Here is a 23,403-nt window from a genome sequence, read left to right on the forward strand (position 1 = left end):
GCCCTGCGACGACCGAAACGCCGACGTGTCGTAGACGCCGCCGGCGCTCTCCTGCCGCCAGTCGTAGTCGTACGACTCCGGGGCCGGCTGCTGGTACGTCTGGTACTGCGGGTACGGCTCCGCCGGCGGCTGCGGCGCGGCGTACTGCTCGCCGCCGCCCTCCTCGCCCGTCGGCGGTTTGCGACGGCGTCCCGTCCCTCCGCTCATGTCGGCAACTCCTCGGCGGACCGCTCGGGCTGGTAGAGGCTGCGCTTGTTGATGTACTGGACGATGCCGTCGGGAACCAGGTACCACACCGGCTCGCCGCGGCGGACGCGCTCGCGGCACGCGGTCGAGGAGATCGCCAGCGCGGGGATCTCCACCAGCGAGGCCTTGCCCATGGGCAGCCCGGGGTCGGTCAGCGTGTGCCCCGGCCGGGTGCAGCCGACGAAGTGGGCGAGCTCCACCAGTTCGTCGGCGTCCCGCCAGGAGAAGATCTGGCCGAGCGCGTCGGCGCCGGTGATGAAGAAGAAGTCGACCTCGGGTCCGCGCTCCAGGCGCAGGTCCCGCAGGGTGTCCACGGTGTACGTGGGTCCGCCGCGGTCGATGTCCACGCGGCTGACCGAGAAGCGCGGGTTGGAGGCGGTGGCGATGACCGTCATCAGGTAGCGGTCCTCGGCCGCGGTGACGGCCCGCTCGGTCTTCTGCCAGGGCTCGCCGGTGGGCACGAAGACCACCTCGTCGAGCGAGAACAGCGAGGCCACCTCGCTGGCGGCCACGAGGTGGCCGTGGTGGATGGGGTCGAAGGTGCCGCCCATCACGCCGAGCCGGACGCGCCGCTCAGGCCGCGGTGCGTCGCCGAAGCCGTTCATGCGTCCCGACCTTACCTCGAATCGCCGAACGGACGTCCAGGCGTCCGCCGGCCGGATCCGGCCGGTGGACGAGAACGTCCCGGTTCAGGGCTACTTGTCCTTGTTCAGCCGGGTGACCAGGAACAGCAGCACCAGGAACAGGCCCATCACGACGGCGGCGTTCAGCGTCGGGTTGATGCCGGAGTAGCGGTTCGGCGTGGTGCCCTCGGCCACCACGGACAGCAGGTGTGCGTTCATCGCAGCGCTCGTTTCGTCTCGGTGCGGCGCTGACTGCTCGTCAGGCCCCGGTGGGTCGCTTCGGCGGCCGGTGCCGCGCGCACAAATATAGGGCCGGGGCCCGCGGGCGGCGCCGACGGGGTGGCCGTCGGGCTACTTCTCGTCGTCCTTGTCACCCGACTTGACGTATCCGCGCAGCACGAACCACGCGATCCCGGCGACCAGACAGAAGCCGCCGATGATGTAGATCTTCAGGAAGATCCCGGGAGGGGCGCTGTCCGAATTCAGGTCCGCCAGGTAGTTGAGCATGGTCGTCCTCACTCGTTTCCGGTTACCTCAAGAGAGTAGGCCCGAGTTTCAGCGCACAACGCGCGGGGTCGGTATGTTCGGTTGGCGGGTGTGCATCCCGCCACAGAGCGCCACTGAGAACGAGGGGGTTTTCCGGCCATGCCCGTCGAGACCCAGGACGCCGTCCCGGCGCGCGTCCGCAAGACCTTTCCCGGCATCAGCTCGCGCGCGTACGAGCACCCGGCGGACCGCGCCGCGCTGACCGCGCTGCGGAAGCTGGCCGGATTCGACTCGCTGCTGAAGATGCTGAACGGGCTGATCGGCGAGCGACGCGTGCGGCTGCTGCTGCTCGGCAACGCGGTGCAGGTCTCGCCGCAGCAGTTCCCGCGGCTCGACGGGCTGCTCGCCGACGCCTGCCGGATCCTCGACCAGGAGAACGCGCCCGAGCTGTTCGTGCAGCAGACCCCGGTCGTCAACGCGATGACGATCGGGATGGACCGGCCGGTGATCGTGCTGACCACGGGCCTGGTCGAGCTGCTGGACGAGGAGGAGCTGCGCTTCGTCATCGGCCACGAGCTCGGGCACGCCTTCTCCGGGCACGCGGTGTACCGCACGATGCTGATCTGGCTGCTGAACCTGACCGGCGCGGCCTCGGCCCTGCCGGGCGGCATCCTCGGGCTGCAGGCGCTGATCACCGCGCTGCTCGAGTGGTTCCGCAAGGCGGAGATCTCCTGCGACCGGGCCGGCCTGCTGGTCAGCCAGGACGTGGAGGCCGCGGTGCGCACGCACATGAAGCTGGCCGGCGGCGCGCACCTGCACGAGATGAACCCGATGTCGTTCATCGAGCAGGGCCGCGAGTACGAGTCCACCGGCGACCTGCGCGACTCGCTGCTGCGCTTCTCGATCACCCGGGAGATGACGCACCCGTTCCCCTCTGTGCGCGCGCTCGACCTGACCAGGTGGATCGACTCCGGCGCCTACGCGCGGGTGATGACCGGCGAGTATCCGCGCAGGTCGGACGACGGCAGCGCGTCGGCGCGGGCGGCGGCGAAGGACGCCTTCGACTCGTACAACGAGGGAATTCGCACGAGCTCGGACCCGCTGATGGGGAAGGTGCGGGACTTCATGCGCGAGGCGGGCGCGGTCGGTGATCGCCTCGGCGAGAAGATGTACCGCAAGTGGGGTCCGAACGGTCCGCAGGACCGGGCGGGCGCCGAACCCGAGGATTCGGAGGATTAGTCGGATGAGCAGTGTCAGCGAGATCCCGGTCAAGACCCTGGCCGGTCAGGACTCGACGATCGGCGCGCATCTGGGCAAGGCGGCGCTGGTGGTCAACGTGGCCTCCAAGTGCGGTCTGACCCCGCAGTACACCGCGCTCGAGCAGCTGCAGAAGACGTACGGCGAGCGCGGCTTCACCGTGCTCGGCTTCCCGTGCAACCAGTTCGGCGCGCAGGAGCCGGGCACCGCCGAGGAGATCGAGACCTTCTGCTCGACCACCTACGGCGTGACCTTCCCGATGTTCGAGAAGATCGAGGTCAACGGCGAGGGACGGCACCCCGTCTTCGCCGAGCTGACCGCGGTCGCCGAGCAGGAGAGCGGCGAGGCCGGCGACGTGACGTGGAACTTCGCCAAGTGGCTGATCGACGCGGACGGCGAGCCGGTGGCCCGGTTCAGCCCGCGTACCACCCCGGACTCCCCCGAGGTGGTCGCCGCGATCGAGAAGCTGCTGGGCTGATCGGATGCCGGGCGCGGCCGGGAGGGGCCTGCCGGCCGCGCCGGGCAGTTGACAACCGGGGAAAAGCGGTAAGGCTGAGCCGAGGGCGGCATTCGCGGGCCGCCTTCGGGCACCGGCGGGACGGACTCCTTCCTCCGCGCCGGCGCGATCGGCGTGACCTGGTGGGGGCGACGAAGGTGGTGGAGAACCTGTCCGGACGTACGGTGCTGGTCACCGGGGCGTCGAGCGGACTCGGATTCGCGGTGGCGAAGCAGCTGGCGGGCGCGGGCGCGCGCACGCTGCTGGCCTGCCGGGACGCGGAGCGCGCGGGGGCGGCGATCGAGCGGATCCGCACGGCGCATCCGGCGGCGCGGGCGGAGTTCGTGCGGCTGGACCTGGCCAGCCTGGAGTCGGTCGAGGAGGCCGCGGCGGAGCTGGCCGACCGGGCCGGCGAGCTCGACGTGCTGGTGAACAACGCGGGGGTGATGGCGCCGCCGCCGGGGCACACCCCGGACGGCTTCGAGGTGCAGATCGGCGTCAACCACCTCGGGCACTTCGCCCTGACGGGTCATCTGCTGCCGCTGCTGCTGGCGGCCGAGCAGCCGCGCGTGGTGACGGTGACCTCGGTGATGCACAAGCTCGCGGTGCGCAACGAGCTGACGGACTTCAAGATCCTGCCGCACGGTTCGAACTGGCTCGGCTACGGCCGCTCCAAGCTCGCGAACCTGATGTTCGCCTTCGAACTCGACCGGCGGGCGCACGGCCGGCTGTGCTCGATCGCCGCGCATCCGGGCGTGGCACGCTCGGATCTGATGGCGCGTACGGAGGGCGGCGCGCGCAAGGTGCTCGGCCCGCTGATGCGGCACGGCACGGACCTGTTCGCGCAGTCGGCGGATCAGGGCGCCCGGCCGATCCTGTTCGCGGCGACCGCGAAGGCGGCGCTGAAGGCGGGCGGCGCGCGGCCCCGGGTGCGCGGCGAGGATCCGGACCTGACCGGCACCCGCTTCTTCGGGCCGCGCGGCCCCGGCGGTCTCCGCGGGGCGCCGACCGTGGCCGGGGCGAGCGGGCCGGCCAGGGACCCGGAGCTGTGCCGCGAGCTGTGGGTGGCCTCGGCCGAGGCCACCGGCGTGCGGTACGCCGCGCTCGGCTGACCTAGGCTTCGTGCGGTACGCCGCACTCGGCTGACCCAGGCCGCGTGCGGTACGCCGCGCTCAACCGACCGAGACCGCGTGCGGTACGCCGCGCTCAACCGACCGAGACCGCGTGCGGTACGCCGCGCTCAACCGACCGAGACCGCGTGCGGTACGCCGCACTCGGCCGATCGAGGCCACCGGCGTGCGGTACGCCGCTCGGCTGACCCAGGCCGCGTGCGGTACGCCGCGCTCGGCTGACCCAGGCCGCGTGCGGTACGCCGCGCTCAACCGACCGAGACCGCGCGGCTCCTGTGCGCGCGTTTTTCCGCTCGGCGCGCCCTTCGTGTCACCCTGGGCGCAGACCTCCTGACACGGAAACGGTGAGTCCACTGCCCGCGAAGACCCCCGACGGCCCCCCGCCGCCCCCGGTCGTGCAGCGCGTGCGCGTCTGCTACGCCAAGCGGGGAAGGCTCCGGTTCACCAGCCACCGCGACATCCAGCGCGCCTTCGAGCGCGCGCTGCGCCGTGCCGCGGTGCCGATGGCCTATTCGGCCGGCTTCACGCCGCACCCGAAGATCTCCTGGGCCGGCGCCGCGCCGACCGGCACCGCGAGCGAGGCGGAGTACGTGGAGCTGGGCCTTTCCGAGCGGGTGGAGCCGGAGCGGCTGCGCGGCTCGCTGGACGAGGCGCTGCCGCCCGACCTGGACATCCTCGCGGTGGACGAGTCCGAGGGCGGTTCGCTGGCCGACTACCTGGAGGCCTCCGTCTGGCGGATCGAGCTGCCGGAGGTGGACCCGGCCCACGCGCGGGCCGCCGCGGCCGCGTTCCTGGCGGCCGAACAGGTGGACGTCCAGCGGCTGACGAAGAACGGGATGCGCACTTTCGACGCGCGGGCGGCCGTGGCCGAACTCGTCGCTCTCGACGACCTGCCGTCCGTGTGTGCGATACTGCGAGTGGTTGTCCGGCATACCACCCCCGCGGTGCGTCCCGACGATGTGCTGACCGGCCTCGGCGCGGTCGCGGACCTGGTGCCTCCGGTTCCCCCCAGGGTGACCCGGCTGGCGCAGGGACCGCTGACCTTGCTGCTGAGCGCTGATCCGGAGGTCGTGCCGACAGCCCCGGAGCGCGGCGCTTCGCCGGCTTCCGGGCCGACGGCGGTCGATTCGGGTGTGGAAGTCCCACAGCCCGGGAAATGACCTTCCGACCGGCCCGGTGTGCGGACCACGCGTTCCGAGCCGCCACGACTTTTGCGTACGACGAGCCCCTGTGCGGCGCCGACGCCCTCCCGCGGTAAGCGGGAGACGCGCCCCGAGCGCCCGGGGGCCATGACGGGAGAACCGCCCGAATGCTCGATCATGAGCCTGAGAACAACGAGAACGAGAGCACGTCCGCCGCAGGACGTGACGTGAACGCCGGGGAGCAGTCCGCGGCGGCGCCCGCCAAGCGGGTCCGCAGGCGCGCCGCGAGCCGACCGGCCGGCGCGCCGGATTCGGCGATCGGCGCGGCGGTGGCCTCGGCCAGCGCCGAGCTCGCGCACACCGGCCTGCAGCAGGACGAGTCCGCGCCGGCCGAGCAGGCGCCGGCCCCGGTCAAGCGCGCGACCCGCAAGCGGGCCGCGAAGAAGACCGCGGCTCCGGCCGAGCAGGCCGCCGAGCCCGCCGAGACCCCCGCCCCCGAGCAGCCGGCCGCGCCGGCCGCCGCGCAGAGCGCGCCGGAGGCTCCCGCGGAGCAGGCGCCCGCCGCCTCGCCGCGGCGCACCCGCAAGCGGGCCGCCTCCCGCGCCGCCGGGGCGCCGGAGAACGTCGCCGCGCCCGAGACCGCGGCGCCGGCGGCCGAGCCCGCCGAGAGCCCGGTGGCCGAGGCCCCCGCCGAGCAGGTGGCCGAGCAGGCCGCCGCCGAGGAGCCCGGCTCGAAGTCGCTGGCCAACGCCAAGCGCACCCGCAAGGCCGGCGCCGCGAAGCGGGCCGCCAAGCGCGCCGCCAGCGCGCCCGAGAGCACCCCCGAGCCCGCGGCCGAGGCGCCGATCGTGGTCGTGCCGATTCCGGACGATCTCGATGAGGACGAGGCCGAGGGCCTGGCCGAGGCCGTGGAGGCCGTCGCCGAGGAGGAGGAGCAGGCCGCGCGGCCCGCGGTCTCCCCGTTCGCCGCGTCCGGCGCCACGCCGTCCTGGTCGGGCAACCTGTTCCAGGCCCCGGTCAGCGTGACGCCGTTCCGGCCCGCCTCGGTCCCGGCGCAGCCCGCCGCGGCCGCCGAGGAGCCCGAGCAGGACGAGGAGCACGCCGAGGAGGCGTCCGCGGGCTCGGCGAGCGGCGGCAACCGCCGGCGCCGCCGCTCGCGCAACCGCCGCGGCGAGTCCGCGCAGCCCGTCGAGGCCTCCGCCGAGCAGGGCGAGGACGCCGAGGACAAGGGCGAGGACGGCGAGCAGCCCTCCGCGCAGCACCCGGAGGCCCTGGACCTGCCCGAGGAGACCAGCCGTCGCCGCCGTCGCCGGCGCCGTCGGCAGACCGCCGAGGACCTGGCCTCGGGCGGCGCGGAGAGCTCGGACGACCCGCCGAACACCGTGGTCAAGGTGCGCGAGCCGCGCCAGCGCCGCTCGGCCGGATCCCCCGACTCGGTGGCCACCGGCGACGAGGTGATGGGCCTGCGCGGCTCCGTCCGGCTGGTCGCCAAGCAGCAGCGCCGCCGCGAGGGCCGGGCCACCCGCTCGCGCCGCACGCCGGTCATCACCGAGGCCGAGTTCCTGGCCCGCCGCGAGTCCGTCGAGCGCGTGATGGTGGTGCGGCAGACCGCCGGGCGCACCCAGATCGGCGTGCTCGAGGACGGCGTGCTGGTCGAGCACTACGTCAACCGCGAGTCCTCGGTTTCGTACGTCGGCAACGTGTACCTGGGCAAGGTGCAGAACGTGCTGCCCTCGATGGAGGCGGCGTTCGTCGACATCAACAAGGGCCGCAACGCCGTGCTCTACGCGGGCGAGGTCAACTTCGACGCGGCGGGCCTGAGCGGCCAGCCGCGCCGGATCGAGTCCGCGCTCAAGAGCGGCCAGTCGGTGCTGGTGCAGGTCACCAAGGACCCGATCGGCCACAAGGGCGCCCGGCTAACCAGCCAGATCTCGCTGCCGGGCCGCTTCCTGGTCTACATCCCGGGCGGCTCGATGATGGGCATCAGCCGCAAGCTGCCGGACACCGAGCGCGCGCGGCTCAAGCAGATCCTGAAGAAGGTCGTCCCCGAGGACGGCGGCGTCATCGTGCGCACCGCCGCGGAGGGCGCCAGCGAGCAGGAGCTCTCGCAGGACGTGGCCCGCCTGGTCGCGCAGTGGGAGGAGATCGAGCGCAAGGCGAAGACCGCCTCGGCCCCCGCGCTGCTGTCCGGCGAGCCCGACCTGACGGTCCGCGTGGTGCGCGACATCTTCAACGAGGACTTCAGCAAGCTGATCGTCTCCGGCGACACCGCGTACAAGACGGTGCACGAGTACCTGAGCGGCGTGGCCCCGGAGCTGGCCGAGCGGGTCGAGCACTGGACCAGCGAGACGGACGCGTTCTCGGTCTACCGGATCGAGGAGCAGCTCGCGAAGGCGCTGGACCGCAAGGTCTGGCTGCCCAGCGGCGGCTCGCTGGTGATCGACCGCACCGAGGCCATGGTCGTGATCGACGTCAACACCGGGAAGTTCACCGGCCAGGGCTCGTCCTCGCTCGAGGAGACCGTGACCAGGAACAACCTGGAGGCGGCCGAGGAGATCGTCCGGCAGCTGCGGCTGCGCGACCTCGGCGGCATCGTGGTCATCGACTTCATCGACATGGTGCTGGAGTCCAACCGGGACCTGGTGCTGCGCCGGCTGCTCGAGTGCCTGGGCCGGGACCGGACCAAGCACCAGGTGGCCGAGGTCACCTCGCTGGGCCTGGTGCAGATGACCCGCAAGCGGGTCGGCCAGGGCCTGCTCGAGGCCTTCTCCGAGCCCTGCGAGCACTGCAACGGCCGCGGCGTGATCGTGCACACCGAGCCGATCGAGCACAACGGCCGCAAGCCGGAGCAGCAGGGCTCGTCGAAGCAGAAGCAGCAGCAACAGCCGCACGGCGAGTCGCCGGCGGCCGCGGACGAGGCCGGCGAGCGGACCGAGGAGTCCGGCGAGGGCCGCCGCGGACGCCGCCGCCGCAAGGTGGCCGGCCGCGCCGCGACGAACGAGGCCGCGGACGGCGCCGAGCAGACGCAGGGCCAGGCCGGGCCGGAGGCCTCGCCCGTCGCCGAGGCTGAGCCGGCCGAGGCCGCGACGCCCGACGAGGGCACGGAGGCCGCCGCGGCGCCGTCGGCCGAGCCGGAGGAGGCGCCGCAGCAGGCCGCGGACGCCGAGCCCGCCGAACCGCTGAACCTCAAGGCGCACGCCGACGACCCGGACGCGCTCGAGGACGCGCTCGCCGACTCCGGCCGCCCGCGCCGCCGGGCCCGCCGCGCCGCGTCCCGGCCGGCCGGCGCGCCGTCCGCCTGACCTGCGCAGCAGTACGCAGTTGCGCCCCGCATGCTCGTTTTGACTCGCATGCGGGGCGGAACGTAACCTAGAGCTTCGGTGTATCCCGGCCTTCGGCCTGCGATCGCACCTCTTGTTGACCAGCCTCGCGTTGGCAGACTCCGTGCGATGAACCCCATCCGCAGTCGGGAGATAGCTGCGCGCTGGCCAGAGTGAGCCCCGCGGCCGAAACCGCGGGCGGGAAGTGGCAAATCGTGTACGCGATCGTCAAGAGTGGCGGACGGCAGCACAAGGTGGCCGTCGGCGACATCGTCGAGGTCGACCGGATCGTCGGCGAGCCCGGCTCCCCCGTCGAGTTCAAGACCCTGCTCGTGGTGGACGGTGACCAGGTCACCTCCGACCCGTGGGTGCTCGAGGGCGTGCAGGTCTCCGGCGAGATCGTCGCCGAGGTCAAGGCCGCGAAGATCGACATCCTGAAGTACAAGAACAAGACCGGCTACCGGGTGCGGCAGGGCCACCGCCAGAAGTACACCCAGGTCAAGGTCACGTCCATCGAGACCGGGAAGAAGTAACCGACATGGCACACAAGAAGGGCGCCTCGTCCACCCGGAACGGGCGCGACTCCAACGCTCAGCGGCTCGGCGTCAAGCGCTTCGGCGGCCAGACGGTGAACGCCGGCGAGATCATCCTGCGCCAGCGCGGCACGCACTTCCACCCCGGCGTGAACGTCGGCCGCGGCAAGGACGACACGCTGTTCGCGCTGACCGCCGGCGCGGTCCAGTTCGGCGTGTACCGCGACCGCAAGGTCATCAACATCGTGCCGGTCGCCTGATCCGCGTCCGCAGCACAGAGCTTCAACGGTGAGCCGGGTCCACTGGGCCCGGCTTGTCGTTTTCCCGCAGTCCCCGTAGTTCTTCCAAGGAGTGTTTCCGATGGCCAGCTTCGTCGACCGGGTGGTGCTCAGCGTCGCCGCGGGCAAGGGCGGCCACGGCTGCACCTCCGTGCACCGGGAGAAGTTCAAGCCGCTCGGCGGCCCGGACGGCGGCAACGGCGGCCGCGGCGGCGACGTGGTGCTGGTGGTCGACGCCGGCGTCACCTCGCTGCTCGACTTCCACTTCTCGCCGCACCGCACCGCGGGCAACGGCCGTCCCGGCGCGGGCGGCCACCGGCAGGGCGCGAACGGCGCCGACGTGGTGCTGCCCGTGCCCAGCGGCACGGTCGTCAAGACGCGCGACGGCGAGCTGGTCGCCGACCTGGTCGGCGCCGGCACGCAGCTGGTGCTCGCGCAGGGCGGCACCGGCGGCCTCGGCAATGCCGCGCTGGCCTCGACCAAGCGCAAGGCCCCCGGCTTCTCGCTGCTCGGCGAGGAGGGCGAGGAGGGCGAGTACGTGCTCGAACTCAAGTCGGTCGCGGACGTGGCCCTGATCGGCTACCCGAGCGCCGGCAAGAGCTCGCTGATCGCCGCGATGAGCGCGGCCAAGCCGAAGATCGCCGACTACCCGTTCACCACGCTGGTGCCGAACCTGGGCGTCGTGCAGTCCGCGGGCCACGTGTTCACCATCGCCGACGTGCCGGGCCTGATCCCGGGCGCCAGCGAGGGCAAGGGCCTGGGCCACGAGTTCCTGCGGCACATCGAGCGCTGCGCCGTGCTCGTGCACGTCCTCGACTGCGCGACGCTGGAGTCCGAGCGGGACCCGATCAGCGACCTCGACACGATCGAGGCCGAGCTGGCCGCGTACGAGGCGAAGATCCCGGAGGACCAGCACGGCGAGTACGGCAAGCTGACGGAGCGTCCGCGGCTGGTCGTGCTCAACAAGACGGACATCCCCGACGGCAAGGAGCTGGCCGACATGGTCCGCGCCGAGCTCGAGGGCCGCGGCCTGCGCGTGTTCGAGGTCTCCGCGGTGAGCCACGCGGGCCTGAAGGAGCTGGGCTACGCGCTCGCCGAGATCGTGGAGCGGGCCCGCGCCGAGCGCCCCGAAGTCGTCCAGGAGCGCATCATCCTGCGTCCGAAGGCGGTGGACGAGGTGCCCTTCACCCTCACCTTCGAGGACGAGCACTACGTCGTGCACAGCAAGAAGGCCGAGCGCTGGATCAAGCAGACGGACTTCCAGAACGACGAGGCCGTGGGCTACCTGGCCGAGCGCCTGTACAAGCTCGGCGTCGAGCAGGCGCTGCTGGAGATGGGCGCGCACGAGGGCGACGAGGTCGTCATCGGCGACGGGGACGACGCGGTCGTCTTCGACTGGCGCCCGACCCTGTCCGGCGGCGCCGAGCACCTCGGCCCGCGCGGTTCGGACGACCGGCTGTACGGCTGAGGCGCACGGCGGCCGGGATGCACCGCGGCCGGGACCGCGACGGCCGGGACGCCAACATGGCGGGGTGTACCGCGGCCGGGATGCGCCACGCCGGGACGCCACCGTGGCCAGGTGTACCGCGGCCGGGATGCGCCACGCCGGGACGCCACCGTGGCCGGATGTACCGCGGCCGGGATGCGCCACGCCGGGACGCCACCGTGGCCAGGTGTATGGCGGCCGGGATGCGCCACGGCCGGGGCGCACCGCCCCGGCCCAGAGTGTGAAACGGCTTGGTCCGCAGGTCGGACGCCGGGCAGAATAGGCGGGTGAGCTCGTTGCGTGAGGTGGCCGGTGCGCGCCGGATCGTCGTCAAGGTCGGCTCCTCGTCGCTGACCACGACGGCCGGCGGCCTGGACGGCAGCCGCGTGGACGCGCTGGTGGACGCGATCGTCGAGAACGCGCCGGACGCGGAGGTCGTGCTCGTCTCCTCGGGCGCCATCGCGGCCGGCCTGGCGCCGCTGGGCTTCGCCAAGCGTCCGCGGGACCTGGCCAAGCAGCAGGCGGCGGCGAGCGTAGGCCAGGGCCTGCTGATCGCCCGGTACACGGCGTCGTTCGCGCGCTACGGCCGCCGCGTCGGGCAGGTGCTGCTGACCGCCGACGACGTCACCCGCCGCTCGCACTACCGCAATGCCGTCAGCACGCTGAACAAGCTGCTGGAGCTCCGAGCGGTGCCCATCGTGAACGAGAACGACACGGTCGCCACGCAGGAGATCCGCTTCGGCGACAACGACCGGCTGGCCGCGCTCGTGGCGCACCTCGTCGACGCCGACCTGCTGCTGCTGCTCTCGGACGTCGCCGCGCTCTACGACGGGGACCCGAGCACGCCGGGAACCGCGCCGATCCGCGAGGTGCGCGGCCCGCAGGACCTCGAGGGCGTGTCGATCGGCTCGGTCGGCAAGGCGGGCGTCGGGACCGGCGGCATGGTGACGAAGGTCGAGGCCGCGCGCATCGCGACCGGCGCCGGCATCCCGGTGATACTGACCACGGCCGCCTACGCCGCGCGTGCGCTGCGCGGCGAGGAGGTCGGCACCTACTTCCACCGCACCGGCGAACGCGGCGGCGCGCGCAGGCTGTGGCTCGCGCACGCGACGACGGCGCGCGGGGTGCTGACGCTCGATCAGGGCGCGGTGCGCGCGGTGACCGAGCGCGGATCCTCGTTGCTGGCGGCCGGGATCACGGGCGTGTCCGGCAGCTTCACGGCCGGCGAGCCGGTGGACCTGTGCGGTCCGGACGGCGCGCTCATCGGCCGCGGCCTGGTGAACTACGACGCCGCCGAGCTGCCCGCGCTGCTCGGCCGCTCGACCCGTGACCTGGCCGCGCAGTTCGGCGCTCAATACGAGCGCGAGGTGGTCCACCGGGACGACCTCGTGGCCTTCCACACGTAGTCCGGATGGGGAACCTGTCGATGGCTCAGACGGTGACGGAGGCGGCCGCTGCCGCGCGTATCGCGGCGGCGGACCTGGCGGTGCGCACCCGCGCGGACAAGGACCGCGCGCTGCGCGCGATGGCCGACGCGCTGGAGAAGCACGCGCCGGACATCATCGCGGCGAACGCCTCGGATTGCCGGCGCGCCGTCGCCGCGAACGTCGATCCCGGAATCCTCGATCGGCTGACGCTGACCACCTCGCGGATCGGCGCGATCGCCGACGCGCTGCGAGCGATCACCGCGCTGGCCGACCCGGTCGGCGAGGTCGTGCGCGGCTCGACGCTTGCCAACGGCCTCGAACTGCGGCAGGTGCGCGTGCCGTTCGGCGTGGTCGGCATCGTCTACGAGGCGCGGCCGAACGTGACCGTGGACGCGGCCGGCCTGTGCCTGAAGTCGGGGAACGCCGTGCTGCTGCGCGGCTCGTCGTCCGCGAAGGCGTCGAACGCGGCGCTGGTGGAGGTGCTCCGCGAAGCCTTGGCGGACAACGGATTCCCGGCCGACGCCGTACAGCTCGTGCCCGGCGACACGCACGACTCGGTGACCGAACTACTGCGGGCGCGCGGTCTCGTGGACGTCGTGATCCCGCGCGGCGGCGCAGCGCTGATCAAAAGCGTCGTGGAAAACGCGATCGTCCCGGTGATCGAGACCGGCGTCGGCAACTGCCACGTCTACGTCGACGCCGAGGCCGACCCGGACCTCGCGATCGAGCTGCTCATCGACTCGAAGACGCACCGCCCGAGCGTGTGCAACGCGGCCGAGACCGTGCTCGTGCACCGGGACATCGCGGATGAGTTCGTGCCGCGCGCGCTTGAGGCGCTGGCCGCCGAGGGCGTGACCGTGCACGGCGACGCAAGGGTCGCGGCGTACTCCGCGGACGTGGTCCCGGCGCGCGAAGCCGACTTCGAGAACGAATACCTCTCGCTCGATATCGCGGCCGCGATCGTCGACTCCTTGGATGACGCCGTGGCGCATATCCGGCGCTATTCGACCTCGCACACCGAATCGATCATCACCCGCTCCCAGGCGGCAGCCCGCGCATTCACCGCGCGCGTGGACGCCGCCGCCGTGATCGTCAACGCCTCCACCCGCTTCACCGACGGCGGCGAGTTCGGCTTCGGCGCCGAGATCGGCATCTCCACCCAGAAACTGCACGCCAGAGGCCCGATGGGGCTGCCCGAGCTGACGAGCACGAAGTACATCGTGATCGGCGAAGGCCAAACGCGCGCGAAGAACGCGAATACCTGATCAAGGAGTAGGGAATGTGATCAGATCGGCCGACGTCCAACGGTTCGACCTGGTTGCGGAAACACGCCAGAGGCGCGCGGGACCCTACTGATCTAGCAACAATTCGGTTACAGTGCGGCAATGGCCGATAGCGAGCTTTCAGGCAACGGCGCCTCGGAGCCAGGCCGCATTCCCGGGCAGCGCAGCCGACACTGCGGGGCCCCCGAAAGCGACTTCGTATGGGCGGCTCCGGCGCCTGCCGCCACGGTGACCCCGTGGTCCGAAGAGATCGATCATGTCCCGCTGGACGAGTCCTTCGTCCGCGCCGCCCACGTGCACGAGGCGACCGCGCAGACCCGCCTGCTCGAGGCGACCTGGCGCCGCCACGCGGCGGAGTGCGCCCCCCGCGCCCCCGCCCCCGGCGTGTCCTGGACCGTGCGCCCATCCAGACATCTCAGGTCCCTGCGACCGAGCTCGGTCTGGATCCTCGGCGGCCTGCTCACCCTCGCCGCCGCCCTCCCGGTCTCCCTCGGCCTGTTCCACTAGGCCGTGCCGTGAAACCGGCGCCGGATCAGCCCGCGGTGTCTTACGCGTCTTACGCGTTCGCTCGCACGGCGCAGGACAGGGCCTAGCCGCCCGAACCCGCAGCGGCCGCCGCCGCTGCCATGGCTTCCTCGTCGCTGGGCTGGTCCTGGGCGGCGCGCTCGGCGGCGATGCGGGACCCGTAGGAAGCGATCTCGGATTCGGTGCGGTCCTTGTCCCAGGCGAGGGCGGTGGCGAGCAGTTCGGCGGCGGGACGGGCGGCGCGGACGCCGCGGTCGAAGGTCTCGAAGCAGATGCGCGTGCGCCGGGTGAGGACGTCTTCGAGGTCCAGGGCGCCCTCGTGGGTGGCGGCGTAGACGACTTCGGCGCGGAGGTAGTCTTCGGCGCCGTCGAGGGGCTGGGCCAGGTCCGGGTTCTGCTGGACCAGGTTGACCAGCTCGACGGCGAGGGTGCCGTAGCGGCGCAGGAGGTGCTCGATCCAGGCGACGTGCAGGCCGCTGCCGTTGGCGAGCCTGGCGCGGGAGTTCCACTGGGCCGCGTAGCCGCTGGCGCCGGCCAGGGGGACGTTGTCGGTGCACGAGGCGGGGACGCGCTGGTCCAGGCCGTGGACGGCGGCGTTGACGGCGTCCTCCGCCATGACGCGGTACGTCGTGTACTTGCCGCCCGCGACGACGACGAGGCCGGGGACCACGTGCGCGACGACGTGCTCGCGGGAGAGCTTCGAGGTCTCCTCGGACTCGCCGGCGAGCAGGGGGCGCAGGCCCGCGTAGACGCCCTCGACGTCCTCGCGGGAGAGGGGCGTGTTCAGCACCTTGTTGACGTGCGCGAGGACGTAGTCGATGTCCGCGGCGGTCGCGGCCGGATTCTCCTTGTCCAGCTTCCAGTCCGTGTCCGTGGTGCCGATGATCCAGTGCCGGCCCCACGGGATGATGAAGAGCACTGACTTCTCGGTGCGCAGGATGATGCCGGACTCTGACTGGATCCGGTCCCGCGGCACGACGAGGTGCACGCCCTTGGACGCGCGCACGTGGAACTTGCCGCGCTCGCCGACCATCTCCTGCACGTCGTCGGTCCACACGCCGGTGGCGTTGATGACCTGCGAGGCGCGGATCCGGTACTCCTGGCCCGACATCTCGTCGCGCACCACGGCGCCGACGACGCGTTCGCCCTCGCGCAGGAAGGCCACGACGCGGGCCCGATTCGCCGCGTGGGCGCCGTAGTTCGCGGCGGTGCGCACGAGGGTGGCGACGAAGCGGGCGTCGTCGACCTGCGCGTCATAGTACTGAATCGCTCCGACCAGCGAGTCCTTGCGCAGCGAGGGAGCGATGCGCAGCGCGTGCCGTCGGGTGAGGTGCCGGTGCGCGGGAAGGCCGCGGCCGTGGCCGGAGGAGACGCTCATGCCGTCGTAGAGGGCGACGCCCGAGCCCGCGTACGCGCGCTCCCAGACGTGGCCGTTGAGCGGGTAGAGGAACGGGACCGGGCGCACCAGGTGCGGCGCCAGCCGGTCGAGCAGCAGGCCGCGCTCCTTCAGGGCCTCGCGCACCAGCCGGAAGTCCAGCATCTCGAGGTAGCGCAGGCCGCCGTGGATCAGCTTCGAGGAGCGGCTCGAGGTCCCGGAGGCCCAGTCGTGCGCCTCGACGATCCCGACGGCCAGGCCGCGGGTGGCGGCGTCGAGCGCGCAGCCCGCGCCGACCACTCCCCCGCCCACCACCAGCACGTCGAGGTTCTGCTGTGCCATCGCTTCCAGCGCTTCGAGCCGCTGGTCGGGACCTAGCTTCGCGCTCAGCTGCATGGCACGAGTTTAGGTCCCAACCCTCTGCGGCGCAGGACGACCCGGTCAGGTCGGCCGGGAGGCGGCGCTAGCGGACGGTCAGTTCGCAGCGCTGGAATTCCTTGAGGTCCGAGTAGCCGGTGGTGGCCATCGCCCGGCGCAGCGCGCCGAAGAGGTTCATCGTGCCGTCCGCGGTGGTCGAGGGCCCGACGAGGATGCTCTCCAGCGTGCCGACCGTGCCGAGGTGGGTGCGCGTGCCGCGCGGGACCTCGCCGTGGAAGGCCTCGTGGCCCCAGTGGTAGCCGAGGCCGGGGGCCTCGACCGCGCGGGCCAGCGGGGAGCCGATCATCACGCCGTCGGCGCCGCAGGCGATGGCCTTGGCGATCTCGCCGCTGCCGCCCATCGAGCCGTCCGCGATGACGTGCACGTAGCGGCCGCCGGACTCGTCCATGTAGTCCCGCCGGGCCGCGGCCACGTCCGAGATCGCCGTCGCCAGCGGTACCGCGATGCCGAGCACGTTCTTCGTGGTCAGCGAGGAGCCGCCGCCGAAGCCGACCAGCACGCCGGCCGCGCCGGAGCGCATCAGGTGCAGCGCGGCCTTGTAGGTGGCCACCCCGCCGGCCACCACCGGGACGTCGAGCTCGTAGATGAACTGCTTGAGGTTGAGCGGCTCGGCCCGCTGCGAGACGTGCTCGGCGGAGACCGTGGTGCCGCGGATCACGAACAGGTCGGCGCCGGCGGCCACGACCGCCTTCGCGTACTGCGCGGTGTGCTGCGGGGTCAGCGAGCCGGCCGCGATGACGCCGGCGGCCCGGATCTCCTTGATCCGCTGGACGATCAGCTCCTCCTGGATCGGCTGCGCGTACATCTCGCGCAGCCGCGCCACCACCCGCTCGGCGGGCAGCTCGGCGATCTCCCGCAGCAGCGGCGCCGGGTCGGCGTACCGGGTCCACAGGCCCTCGAGGTCCAGCACGCCCACGCCGCCGAGCCGGCCGATGGCGACCGCGGTGGCCGGGGAGACCACCGAGTCCATCGGCGCGGCCAGGAAGGGCAGCTCGAGCTCGTAGGCGTCGATCTGCCAGGTGATCGAGCTGCCTTCGGGATCGCGGGTGCGCCGCGCGGGCACCAGCGCCACGTCGTCCAGGCCGTATGCCTGTCGGGCCCGCTTGGCCCGGCCGATCTCCACCTCAGTCAACGCTTCGTCCTCTCGCCTTGGTACGGCTTACACCTCAGCGTACCGAGCCCGACGGTGACGGCCAGTCAGCGCGAGTGGTAGTTGGGCGCCTCGACCGTCATCTGGATGTCGTGCGGGTGGCTCTCCTTGAGCCCGGCCGAGGTGATCCGCACGAACTGCGCTCGCTGCAGGTCCCCGATGGTGCGCGCGCCGACGTAGAACATCGCCTGGCGCACGCCGCCGATCAGCTGGTGCGCGACCGCGGAGAGCGGGCCGCGGTAGGGCACCTGGCCCTCGACGCCCTCGGGGATCAGCTTGTCGTCGGAGCTGACGTCCTGCTGCGCGTAGCGGTCGCGGGAGTAGGAGACGCCGTCCGCCTTGCCGCGGGAGGACATCGCGCCGAGCGAGCCCATGCCGCGGTACTGCTTGTACTGCTTGCCGTTGATGAAGATCAGGTCGCCGGGCGACTCCTCGCAGCCGGCCAGCAGCGAGCCGAGCATCACGGTGTCGGCGCCGGCCGCGAGGGCCTTGGCGATGTCGCCGGAGTACTGCAGGCCGCCGTCGCCGATCACTGGCACGCCCGCCGGCTGGGCCGCCTTGGTCACCTCGAAGATCGCGGTGATCTGCGGCATGCCGACGCCCGCGACCACGCGCGTGGTGCAGATCGAGCCCGGGCCGACGCCGACCTTGACCGCGTCCGCGCCCGCGTCGATCAGCGCCTGCGCGCCGGCGGCGGTGACCACGTTGCCGGCGATGACGTCGACGCCCGCGTTGGCCTTGACCTTGGCCACGGTCTCGCACAGGGCCCGCGAGTGGCCGTGCGCCACGTCCACCACGACGAAGTCCACGCCCGCCTCGACCAGGCCCATCGCGCGCCGGTAGGCGTCCTCGCCGACGCCGACCGCGGCGCCGACCACGAGGCGGCCGTCCGCGTCCTTGGTGGCCAGCGGGTACTGCTCGGTCTTGGTGAAGTCCTTGACGGTGATCAGCCCGTGCAGCCGGCCCTCGTCGTCGACCAGCGGCAGCTTCTCGATCTTGTGCGCCGCCATCAGCCGCATCGCCTCGGCGCCGGTGGTGCCGACCTTGCCGGTCACCAGCGGGGACTTGGTCATGACCTCGTGCACGCGCCGGCTCAGGTCGCTCTCGAAGCGCAGGTCGCGGTTCGTCACGATGCCGATGAGCAGCCCGGCGGCGTCGATCACCGGCAGGCCGCTGATCCGGTACCTCGCGCACAGCTCGTCGACCTCGGCGAGGGTGGCGTCCGGGGAGACCGTGACCGGCTGGGTGATCATGCCGGACTCGGAGCGCTTGACCAGGTCGACCTGCGCGGCCTGCGCGGCCGGCGGGAGGTTGCGGTGCAGCACGCCCGCGCCGCCCTGCCTGGCCATCGCGATCGCCATCCGGGCCTCGGTCACCGTGTCCATCGCCGCCGAGACCAGCGGGGTGCGCACGGAGATGTTCCGGGTCAGCCGGGACGTGGTGTCGGAGTCACCCGGCGCCAGATCGGATACCGCTGGGACGAGCAGGACGTCGTCGAAGGTCAGCCCCTCGAGGGCGAACTTCTCGGTGAAAGCGTCGGATGCGGACACGGTACGGCCTCCCGGCGGCGACGTAATGGGATGCACTCCAGTTTAACGTCGCCGCGCGGTACCCCTTACCGCTTCCCGCGAATCCGTCAGCGCACCAGTCCCCAGCGGAATCCTTGGGCCGCGAAGCGTTGCCCCATCGTGGCAGTGGTCGCGGTCACCTGACCAGTCCCCAGCGGAACCCCAGAGCGACCGCGTGGGCGCGATCCGAGGCGCCGAGCTTCTTGAAGAGCCGGCGCGCGTGGGTCTTCACGGTGTCCTCGGACAGGAACAGGTCGCGGCCGATCTCCGCGTTGGAGCGGCCGTGGCTCATGCCCTCGAGCACCTGGATCTCGCGCGCGGTGAGGGTCGGCGCGGACCCCACCTCGGCGGGGCGCAGCCGGCGCGGGGCCAGCCGCCAGGTCGGGTCGGCCAGGGCCTGCGAGACGGTCGCGCGCAGCTCGGCGCGGGACGCGTCCTTGTGCAGGTAGCCGCGGGCACCGGAGGCCACGGCGAGGGCGACCCCGTCGAGGTCCTCGGCCATCGTCAGCATCACGACGCGGGCGGTCGGGTCGCTGGAGACCAGCCGCCGCACCGTCTCGACACCGCCGAGTCCGGGCATTCGCACGTCCATCAGGACGAGGTCGGCCCGGTCGGCCGTCCAGCGGCGCAGCACCTCCTCCCCGCTGCTCGCGGTGGTGACCCGGTCGACGCCGGGCACGGTGGCTACCGCGCGGCGCAGGGTCTCACGGGCCAGGGGTGAGTCGTCACAGACCAAGATGGACGTCATAAGGGGTTGCCTCCACGCACTGCGGACCAGGATCCGTCAGACTCAACGAGCGTCACCCGAAAGCGTTACGCACCGACTCACCGATTTTTTCGACGCGCCGCTGCTCATGATCGATTTACGCGCGTACCGGTGATCACCTTTTCGAGCGATCGGGCCCGAGCGGCCACTACGCCATGCGAGTGAGCGATCACCGAGTGCTGTAGTCAACATAGCCCCTGACGGGCCGGTTCGGGGAGGGTAGGACCGGATTGGTCCGGGATCATCCCGCAGTGCGCCCCCCGCCGGCGGCGAGTTCGTCCAGCCGCCGCGCGGCCGCGGCCGCCGGAAGACCGGCGCGCACCAGCCGGGAGAGCGCCTCCAGCCGGACGATGTCGTATGGCGTGTAACCGCCGGCGCCGCTCGGGCCGACGAGCCGCCGCGCCTCCCAGCCGCGCAGCGTGCTGGGCGCGATCCCGGCCCTTCCTGCGGCCTCCGCGCGGCCGCAACCGGTGGTAGGGCGCCGCCCGCGGGAGTATGGAAACACCTGGTCAGCACGGCGAGGGGCGGGAACCCGGCAGGCGTGCGCCGGGGGGTCGGCTGCGCCATTCGGAGGGTCGGGACTGAGCCGTTCGAACTGCGTCGCCATAGCGGGTTCATACCGAAGCAAGGGGTGGGTATAGAGCCCATACCGACAAATCCACTCGATCCAGGGAACCCCTGTTCACTGGTCGTCCAATCACTGGATCACTCAAGGAGCACTCATGGCGGACTACTCCCGGCTGCCGGGGCCGAACGCCGATGTGTGGGACTGGCAGTTGCGCGGCCTGTGCCGCGGAAAGGACAGCTCGCTCTTCTTCCATCCCGAGGGCGAGCGCGGCGCGGCCCGGGCCGCTCGGGAGCAGTCGGCCAAGGAGATCTGCCTCAACTGCCCGGTCCAGAAGCAGTGCTCGGAGCACGCGCTGCGGGTGCGCGAGCCGTACGGCGTCTGGGGCGGGATGACCGAGGAGGAGCGCGAGCTGCACTACCAGCGGCAGAAAGCGCTGGCCCGGGCCCGGGCGGTGCGGGAGAAGGCGGCGATGGCCGAGAAGGCGGTCCTCAAGGAGAAGATGCTGCGCGAGCACGAGCTGGCCAGAGCGGCCGCCGAGCCGCGGCTGCGCGAGGCCGAGCCCGAACCGTCCGCCGCGGCCGTGGCGGCGGACGACGTGCTGGCTCCGAAGCTGTCTTCCGGGCCGAAGAAGTCCCAGTCCCCCGTCGCGAAGCCGAACCTGCCCAGGAAGCGGGTCGCCGCGAGCAAGCCGGCGAAGCAGAGTCCTGCGAAGTCCGGCGGCAACTCGAAGAAACGTACGCCCGCGAAGGTCTGAGCCGCCACGGGCACGGGCGCCGGGCTCCCCGGCCCCGCCGCGGCACGCGATGGCCCCGGCTCCGGAAAACGGAGTCGGGGCCTTCGCGTACTCGCGTACGCCCGCGAAGGTCTGAGCCGCCACGGATGCGGGCGCCGGGCTCCCTGTGCTGGCACCGGTCACTCCGGCCCGCCGCGGCAACGCGATGGCCCCGGCTCCGGAAAACGGAGTCGGGGCCTTCGCGTACGGCGCCGCCGGCGGGCCCTGCGGACCGCCGGCGGCGCGCGGTGCCTAGTGGCTGTGGCCGTGCGAGTGGCCGTGGCCGCCCGCGGGCTCCTCGGCCGGCTCCGGCTTCTCGACCACGAGGGCCTCGGTGGTCAGCAGCATCGAGGCGATCGACGCGGCGTTGGCCAGCGCCGAGCGGGTGACCTTGACCGGGTCGATGACGCCGGCCGAGATCAGGTCGACGTACTCGCCGGTGGCGGCGTTCAGGCCGTGGCCCACCTCGAGGTGCGAGACCTTGTCGGTGACGACGTAGCCCTCGAGGCCGGCGTTCTCGGCGATCCAGCGCAGCGGCTCGACCATGGCCTTGCGGACCACGCCGACGCCGGTCGCCTCGTCGCCCTCCAGGCCGAGGCCGTCGGTCAGCGCGACGGAGGCGTGCACGAGCGCGGAGCCGCCGCCGGAGACGATGCCCTCCTCGACCGCGGCGCGGGTCGCGGAGATCGCGTCCTCGAGACGGTGCTTCTTCTCCTTGAGCTCGACCTCGGTGGCCGCGCCGACGCGGATGACGCACACGCCGCCGGCCAGCTTGGCCAGCCGCTCCTGCAGCTTCTCGCGGTCCCAGTCCGAGTCCGAGTTCTCGATCTCGGCCTTGATCTGCTTGACCCGGTCCGCCACGGCCGCGGCGTCGCCCGCGCCGTCCACGATGGTGGTGTCGTCCTTGGTGATGGTCACCCGGCGGGCGGTGCCGAGCACCTCGACGCCGACCTGGTCGAGCTTGAGGCCGACCTCGGGGGAGACGACCTGGCCGCCGGTCAGGATCGCGATGTCCTGCAGGGTGGCCTTGCGGCGGTCGCCGAAGCCGGGGGCCTTGACCGCGACCGAGTTGAAGGTGCCGCGGATCTTGTTCACGACCAGGGTGGAGAGCGCCTCGCCGTCCACGTCCTCGGCGATGATCAGCAGCGGCTTGCGGGCCTGGGCGACCTTCTCCAGGATCGGCAGCAGGTCGGCGATGGCCGAGATCTTGCCCTGGTTGATCAGGATGTAGGCGTCCTCGAGGACGGCCTCCATGCGCTCCTGGTCGGTGACCATGTACGGCGAGAGGTAGCCCTTGTCGAACTGCATGCCCTCGGTGAACTGCAGGTCGAGGCCCATGGTGTTGGACTCCTCGACGGTGATCACGCCGTCCTTGCCGACCTTGTCCATCGCCTCGGCGATGAGCTCGCCGATCGCCTTGTCCTGCGCCGAGATGGCGCCGACCTGCGCGATGGCCTCCTTGGTCTCCACCGGCTTGGCGGAGGCCAGCAGCGCCTCGGAGACGGACTTCACGGCCGCGTCGATGCCGCGCTTGAGCGCGACCGGCTGGGCGCCGGCGGCGACGTTGCGCAGACCCTCGCGGACCATGGCCTGGGCGAGCACGGTCGCGGTGGTGGTGCCGTCACCCGCGATGTCGTTGGTCTTGGTCGCCACCTCCTTCGCGAGCTGGGCGCCGAGGTTCTCGTACGGGTCCTCGAGCTCGACCTCGCGGGCGATGGTCACGCCGTCGTTGGTGATGGTCGGCGCGCCGAACTTCTTGTCGATGACGACGTTGCGGCCCTTGGGGCCGATCGTCACCTTGACCGCGTCGGCGAGGGCGTTGACGCCGCGCTCGAGCTTGCGGCGGGCGTCCTCGTCGAACTGCAGCTGCTTGGCCATGAGCCAAGTCCCTTCTGTCCTGGGGGTTGCGGAAGGCGGGGCCGCACTGAAGAAGGCCGCGCCCCGCCGCGCTCACGGGTGAAGAACGTGGCGGAACGGAACGCGGCCTGCCGCGCGCGGAGTACTCGCGAGCCTTACTTGCTGACGACGGCGAGCAGGTCGCGCGCCGACAGGACGAGGTACTCCTCGCCGTTGTACTTGACCTCGGTGCCGCCGTACTTGGAGTACAGGACGACGTCGCCTTCCTTGACGTCCAGGGGCAGGCGGTTTCCGTTCTCGAAGCGGCCCGGGCCCACGGCCAGGACGGTGCCCTCCTGGGGCTTCTCCTTGGCGGTGTCCGGGATCACCAGGCCGGAGGCGGTGGTCTGCTCGGCGTCCAGCGGCTTGACGACCACACGGTCCTCGAGCGGCTTGATGGCAACGGTAGCCACGGTCGTGACCTCTCCTTCGGAGACGTTCTCGGTGTCTAGGGCGAACAGGCCGGATCCTGTCGTCGCGGGTGCCAGGAGGACGGGTTCGCGTTGGCACTCTCACGTCGAGTGTGCCAGTCCGCAGATTATGCCGGTCCCTGGCACTCGGTCAACCCGAGTGCCAATGTCGGGGGAAGGACGGGTCGGCGTAGGAGGGAAGGACGGGTCGGCGTCGGGGGATGCGGG

At 72.1% G+C, this 23,403-nt stretch carries 21 protein-coding genes and 2 pseudogenes; 12 read left to right on the forward strand and 11 right to left on the reverse strand.

From position 1 onward, the window contains the following. The 4 genes and pseudogenes from KDK95_RS27110 to KDK95_RS27125 form a co-directional block, all read right to left on the reverse strand. Window positions 1-207: pseudogene (locus KDK95_RS27110) on the reverse strand (hypothetical protein); the annotation flags it as partial. Continuing rightward, a complete protein-coding gene (gene nadD, locus KDK95_RS27115; protein ID WP_212521137.1) occupies window positions 204-851 on the reverse strand; it encodes a nicotinate-nucleotide adenylyltransferase in 648 nt (215 codons plus the stop codon). The gene nadD and the pseudogene KDK95_RS27110, both read right to left, overlap by 4 nt. A 90-nt stretch (window positions 852-941) precedes the next feature. After that, on the reverse strand, window positions 942-1,088 hold the full coding sequence (locus tag KDK95_RS27120) for a hypothetical protein (RefSeq protein WP_212521138.1): 147 nt from the start codon (window positions 1,086-1,088) through the stop codon (window positions 942-944). 132 nt (window positions 1,089-1,220) lie between these two features. After that, the gene (locus KDK95_RS27125) at window positions 1,221-1,388 is read right to left on the reverse strand and encodes a hypothetical protein (protein WP_212521139.1); all 168 of its coding nucleotides are present in this window, start codon (window positions 1,386-1,388) and stop codon (window positions 1,221-1,223) included. Between the two features lie 126 nt (window positions 1,389-1,514). On the opposite strand from KDK95_RS27125, the gene KDK95_RS27130 reads away from it, so the two are divergent. The 11 genes from KDK95_RS27130 (at window position 1,515) to KDK95_RS27180 (ending at window position 14,214) form a co-directional block, all read left to right on the forward strand. After that, entirely contained in the window at window positions 1,515-2,594 is a 1,080-nt protein-coding gene (locus KDK95_RS27130) for a M48 family metallopeptidase (protein WP_212521140.1), read from the forward strand. A gap of 4 nt (window positions 2,595-2,598) precedes the next feature. Next, window positions 2,599-3,090, forward strand: a complete 492-nt coding sequence (locus KDK95_RS27135; protein ID WP_212521141.1) for a glutathione peroxidase — start codon at window positions 2,599-2,601, stop codon at window positions 3,088-3,090. A gap of 161 nt (window positions 3,091-3,251) precedes the next feature. After that, a complete protein-coding gene (locus KDK95_RS27140; protein WP_212521142.1) occupies window positions 3,252-4,220 on the forward strand; it encodes an SDR family NAD(P)-dependent oxidoreductase in 969 nt (322 codons plus the stop codon). A gap of 413 nt (window positions 4,221-4,633) precedes the next feature. Next, window positions 4,634-5,398, forward strand: coding sequence for a TIGR03936 family radical SAM-associated protein (locus KDK95_RS27145; protein WP_372463393.1), 765 nt, complete (start codon window positions 4,634-4,636; stop codon window positions 5,396-5,398). Window positions 5,399-5,547: 149 nt separating this feature from the next. Continuing rightward, window positions 5,548-8,682: an Rne/Rng family ribonuclease gene (locus KDK95_RS27150; RefSeq protein WP_212521143.1), complete on the forward strand. Its 3,135-nt coding sequence runs from the start codon at window positions 5,548-5,550 to the stop codon at window positions 8,680-8,682. Window positions 8,683-8,915: 233 nt separating this feature from the next. Beyond that, a complete protein-coding gene (gene rplU / locus KDK95_RS27155) occupies window positions 8,916-9,233 on the forward strand; it encodes a 50S ribosomal protein L21 (RefSeq protein ID WP_212521144.1) in 318 nt (105 codons plus the stop codon). Window positions 9,234-9,238: 5 nt separating this feature from the next. Then, window positions 9,239-9,493 carry a 50S ribosomal protein L27 gene (gene rpmA / locus KDK95_RS27160; protein ID WP_212521145.1) on the forward strand — a complete coding sequence of 85 codons (255 nt, stop codon included), beginning with the start codon at window positions 9,239-9,241 and terminating at the stop codon, window positions 9,491-9,493. A gap of 100 nt (window positions 9,494-9,593) precedes the next feature. Next, complete coding sequence (obgE, locus tag KDK95_RS27165; protein WP_212521146.1) at window positions 9,594-10,979, forward strand: GTPase ObgE; 1,386 nt, start codon at window positions 9,594-9,596, stop codon at window positions 10,977-10,979. Window positions 10,980-11,302: 323 nt separating this feature from the next. Next, window positions 11,303-12,403: a glutamate 5-kinase gene (gene proB, locus KDK95_RS27170; protein ID WP_372463394.1), complete on the forward strand. Its 1,101-nt coding sequence runs from the start codon at window positions 11,303-11,305 to the stop codon at window positions 12,401-12,403. Window positions 12,404-12,408: 5 nt separating this feature from the next. After that, complete coding sequence (locus KDK95_RS27175) at window positions 12,409-13,689, forward strand: glutamate-5-semialdehyde dehydrogenase (protein WP_212521148.1); 1,281 nt, start codon at window positions 12,409-12,411, stop codon at window positions 13,687-13,689. Window positions 13,690-13,809: 120 nt separating this feature from the next. Then, window positions 13,810-14,214, forward strand: coding sequence for an SCO2583/SCO2584 N-terminal domain-containing protein (locus KDK95_RS27180; RefSeq protein ID WP_212521149.1), 405 nt, complete (start codon window positions 13,810-13,812; stop codon window positions 14,212-14,214). Between the two features lie 82 nt (window positions 14,215-14,296). Here the strand turns inward: KDK95_RS27180 and KDK95_RS27185 are convergent, their stop codons facing one another. From KDK95_RS27185 to KDK95_RS27205, 5 genes are all read right to left on the reverse strand, one after another. Continuing rightward, window positions 14,297-16,003 (reverse strand): glycerol-3-phosphate dehydrogenase/oxidase, encoded by a 1,707-nt coding sequence (locus KDK95_RS27185; protein ID WP_212521150.1) that lies wholly within the window; start codon window positions 16,001-16,003, stop codon window positions 14,297-14,299. A 67-nt stretch (window positions 16,004-16,070) separates the two neighbouring features. Beyond that, entirely contained in the window at window positions 16,071-17,177 is a 1,107-nt protein-coding gene (locus KDK95_RS27190; protein WP_212521151.1) for a GuaB3 family IMP dehydrogenase-related protein, read from the reverse strand. 65 nt (window positions 17,178-17,242) lie between these two features. Beyond that, complete coding sequence (gene guaB / locus KDK95_RS27195; protein ID WP_212521152.1) at window positions 17,243-18,745, reverse strand: IMP dehydrogenase; 1,503 nt, start codon at window positions 18,743-18,745, stop codon at window positions 17,243-17,245. Between the two features lie 154 nt (window positions 18,746-18,899). Further along, window positions 18,900-19,511, reverse strand: coding sequence for a response regulator transcription factor (locus KDK95_RS27200; RefSeq protein ID WP_034267954.1), 612 nt, complete (start codon window positions 19,509-19,511; stop codon window positions 18,900-18,902). 259 nt (window positions 19,512-19,770) lie between these two features. Further along, entirely contained in the window at window positions 19,771-20,034 is a 264-nt protein-coding gene (locus KDK95_RS27205) for a MerR family transcriptional regulator (protein ID WP_212521153.1), read from the reverse strand. Window positions 20,035-20,251: 217 nt separating this feature from the next. Between KDK95_RS27205 and KDK95_RS38385 the strand changes: the two are divergent. Then, a pseudogene (locus tag KDK95_RS38385) lies at window positions 20,252-20,506 on the forward strand (WhiB family transcriptional regulator); the annotation flags it as partial. 615 nt (window positions 20,507-21,121) lie between these two features. Here the strand turns inward: KDK95_RS38385 and groL are convergent. Continuing rightward, the gene (groL, locus tag KDK95_RS27215) at window positions 21,122-22,747 is read right to left on the reverse strand and encodes a chaperonin GroEL (RefSeq protein WP_212521155.1); all 1,626 of its coding nucleotides are present in this window, start codon (window positions 22,745-22,747) and stop codon (window positions 21,122-21,124) included. A gap of 134 nt (window positions 22,748-22,881) precedes the next feature. Further along, window positions 22,882-23,226: a co-chaperone GroES gene (gene groES / locus KDK95_RS27220; protein ID WP_282971641.1), complete on the reverse strand. Its 345-nt coding sequence runs from the start codon at window positions 23,224-23,226 to the stop codon at window positions 22,882-22,884. Window positions 23,227-23,403: the final 177 nt, after the last annotated feature.

It is taken from the genome of Actinospica acidithermotolerans, from assembly GCF_018139625.1.
GTDB lineage: Bacteria > Actinomycetota > Actinomycetes > Streptomycetales > Catenulisporaceae > Actinospica > Actinospica acidithermotolerans.

Bases quoted from the DNA above. Each gene is read 5' to 3' on its own strand.
- groL (WP_212521155.1), bottom strand. From the start codon at position 22,747: ATGGCCAAGCAGCTGCAGTTCGACGAGGACGCCCGCCGCAAGCTCGAG.
- KDK95_RS27135 (WP_212521141.1), top strand. From the start codon at position 2,599: ATGAGCAGTGTCAGCGAGATCCCGGTCAAGACCCTGGCCGGTCAGGAC.
- rpmA (WP_212521145.1), top strand. From the start codon at position 9,239: ATGGCACACAAGAAGGGCGCCTCGTCCACCCGGAACGGGCGCGACTCC.
- KDK95_RS27180 (WP_212521149.1), top strand. From the start codon at position 13,810: ATGGCCGATAGCGAGCTTTCAGGCAACGGCGCCTCGGAGCCAGGCCGC.
- KDK95_RS27130 (WP_212521140.1), top strand. From the start codon at position 1,515: ATGCCCGTCGAGACCCAGGACGCCGTCCCGGCGCGCGTCCGCAAGACC.
- KDK95_RS27120 (WP_212521138.1), bottom strand. From the start codon at position 1,088: ATGAACGCACACCTGCTGTCCGTGGTGGCCGAGGGCACCACGCCGAAC.
- KDK95_RS27200 (WP_034267954.1), bottom strand. From the start codon at position 19,511: ATGACGTCCATCTTGGTCTGTGACGACTCACCCCTGGCCCGTGAGACC.
- nadD (WP_212521137.1), bottom strand. From the start codon at position 851: ATGAACGGCTTCGGCGACGCACCGCGGCCTGAGCGGCGCGTCCGGCTC.
- obgE (WP_212521146.1), top strand. From the start codon at position 9,594: ATGGCCAGCTTCGTCGACCGGGTGGTGCTCAGCGTCGCCGCGGGCAAG.
- KDK95_RS27185 (WP_212521150.1), bottom strand. From the start codon at position 16,003: ATGCAGCTGAGCGCGAAGCTAGGTCCCGACCAGCGGCTCGAAGCGCTG.
- KDK95_RS27175 (WP_212521148.1), top strand. From the start codon at position 12,409: ATGGGGAACCTGTCGATGGCTCAGACGGTGACGGAGGCGGCCGCTGCC.
- KDK95_RS27150 (WP_212521143.1), top strand. From the start codon at position 5,548: ATGCTCGATCATGAGCCTGAGAACAACGAGAACGAGAGCACGTCCGCC.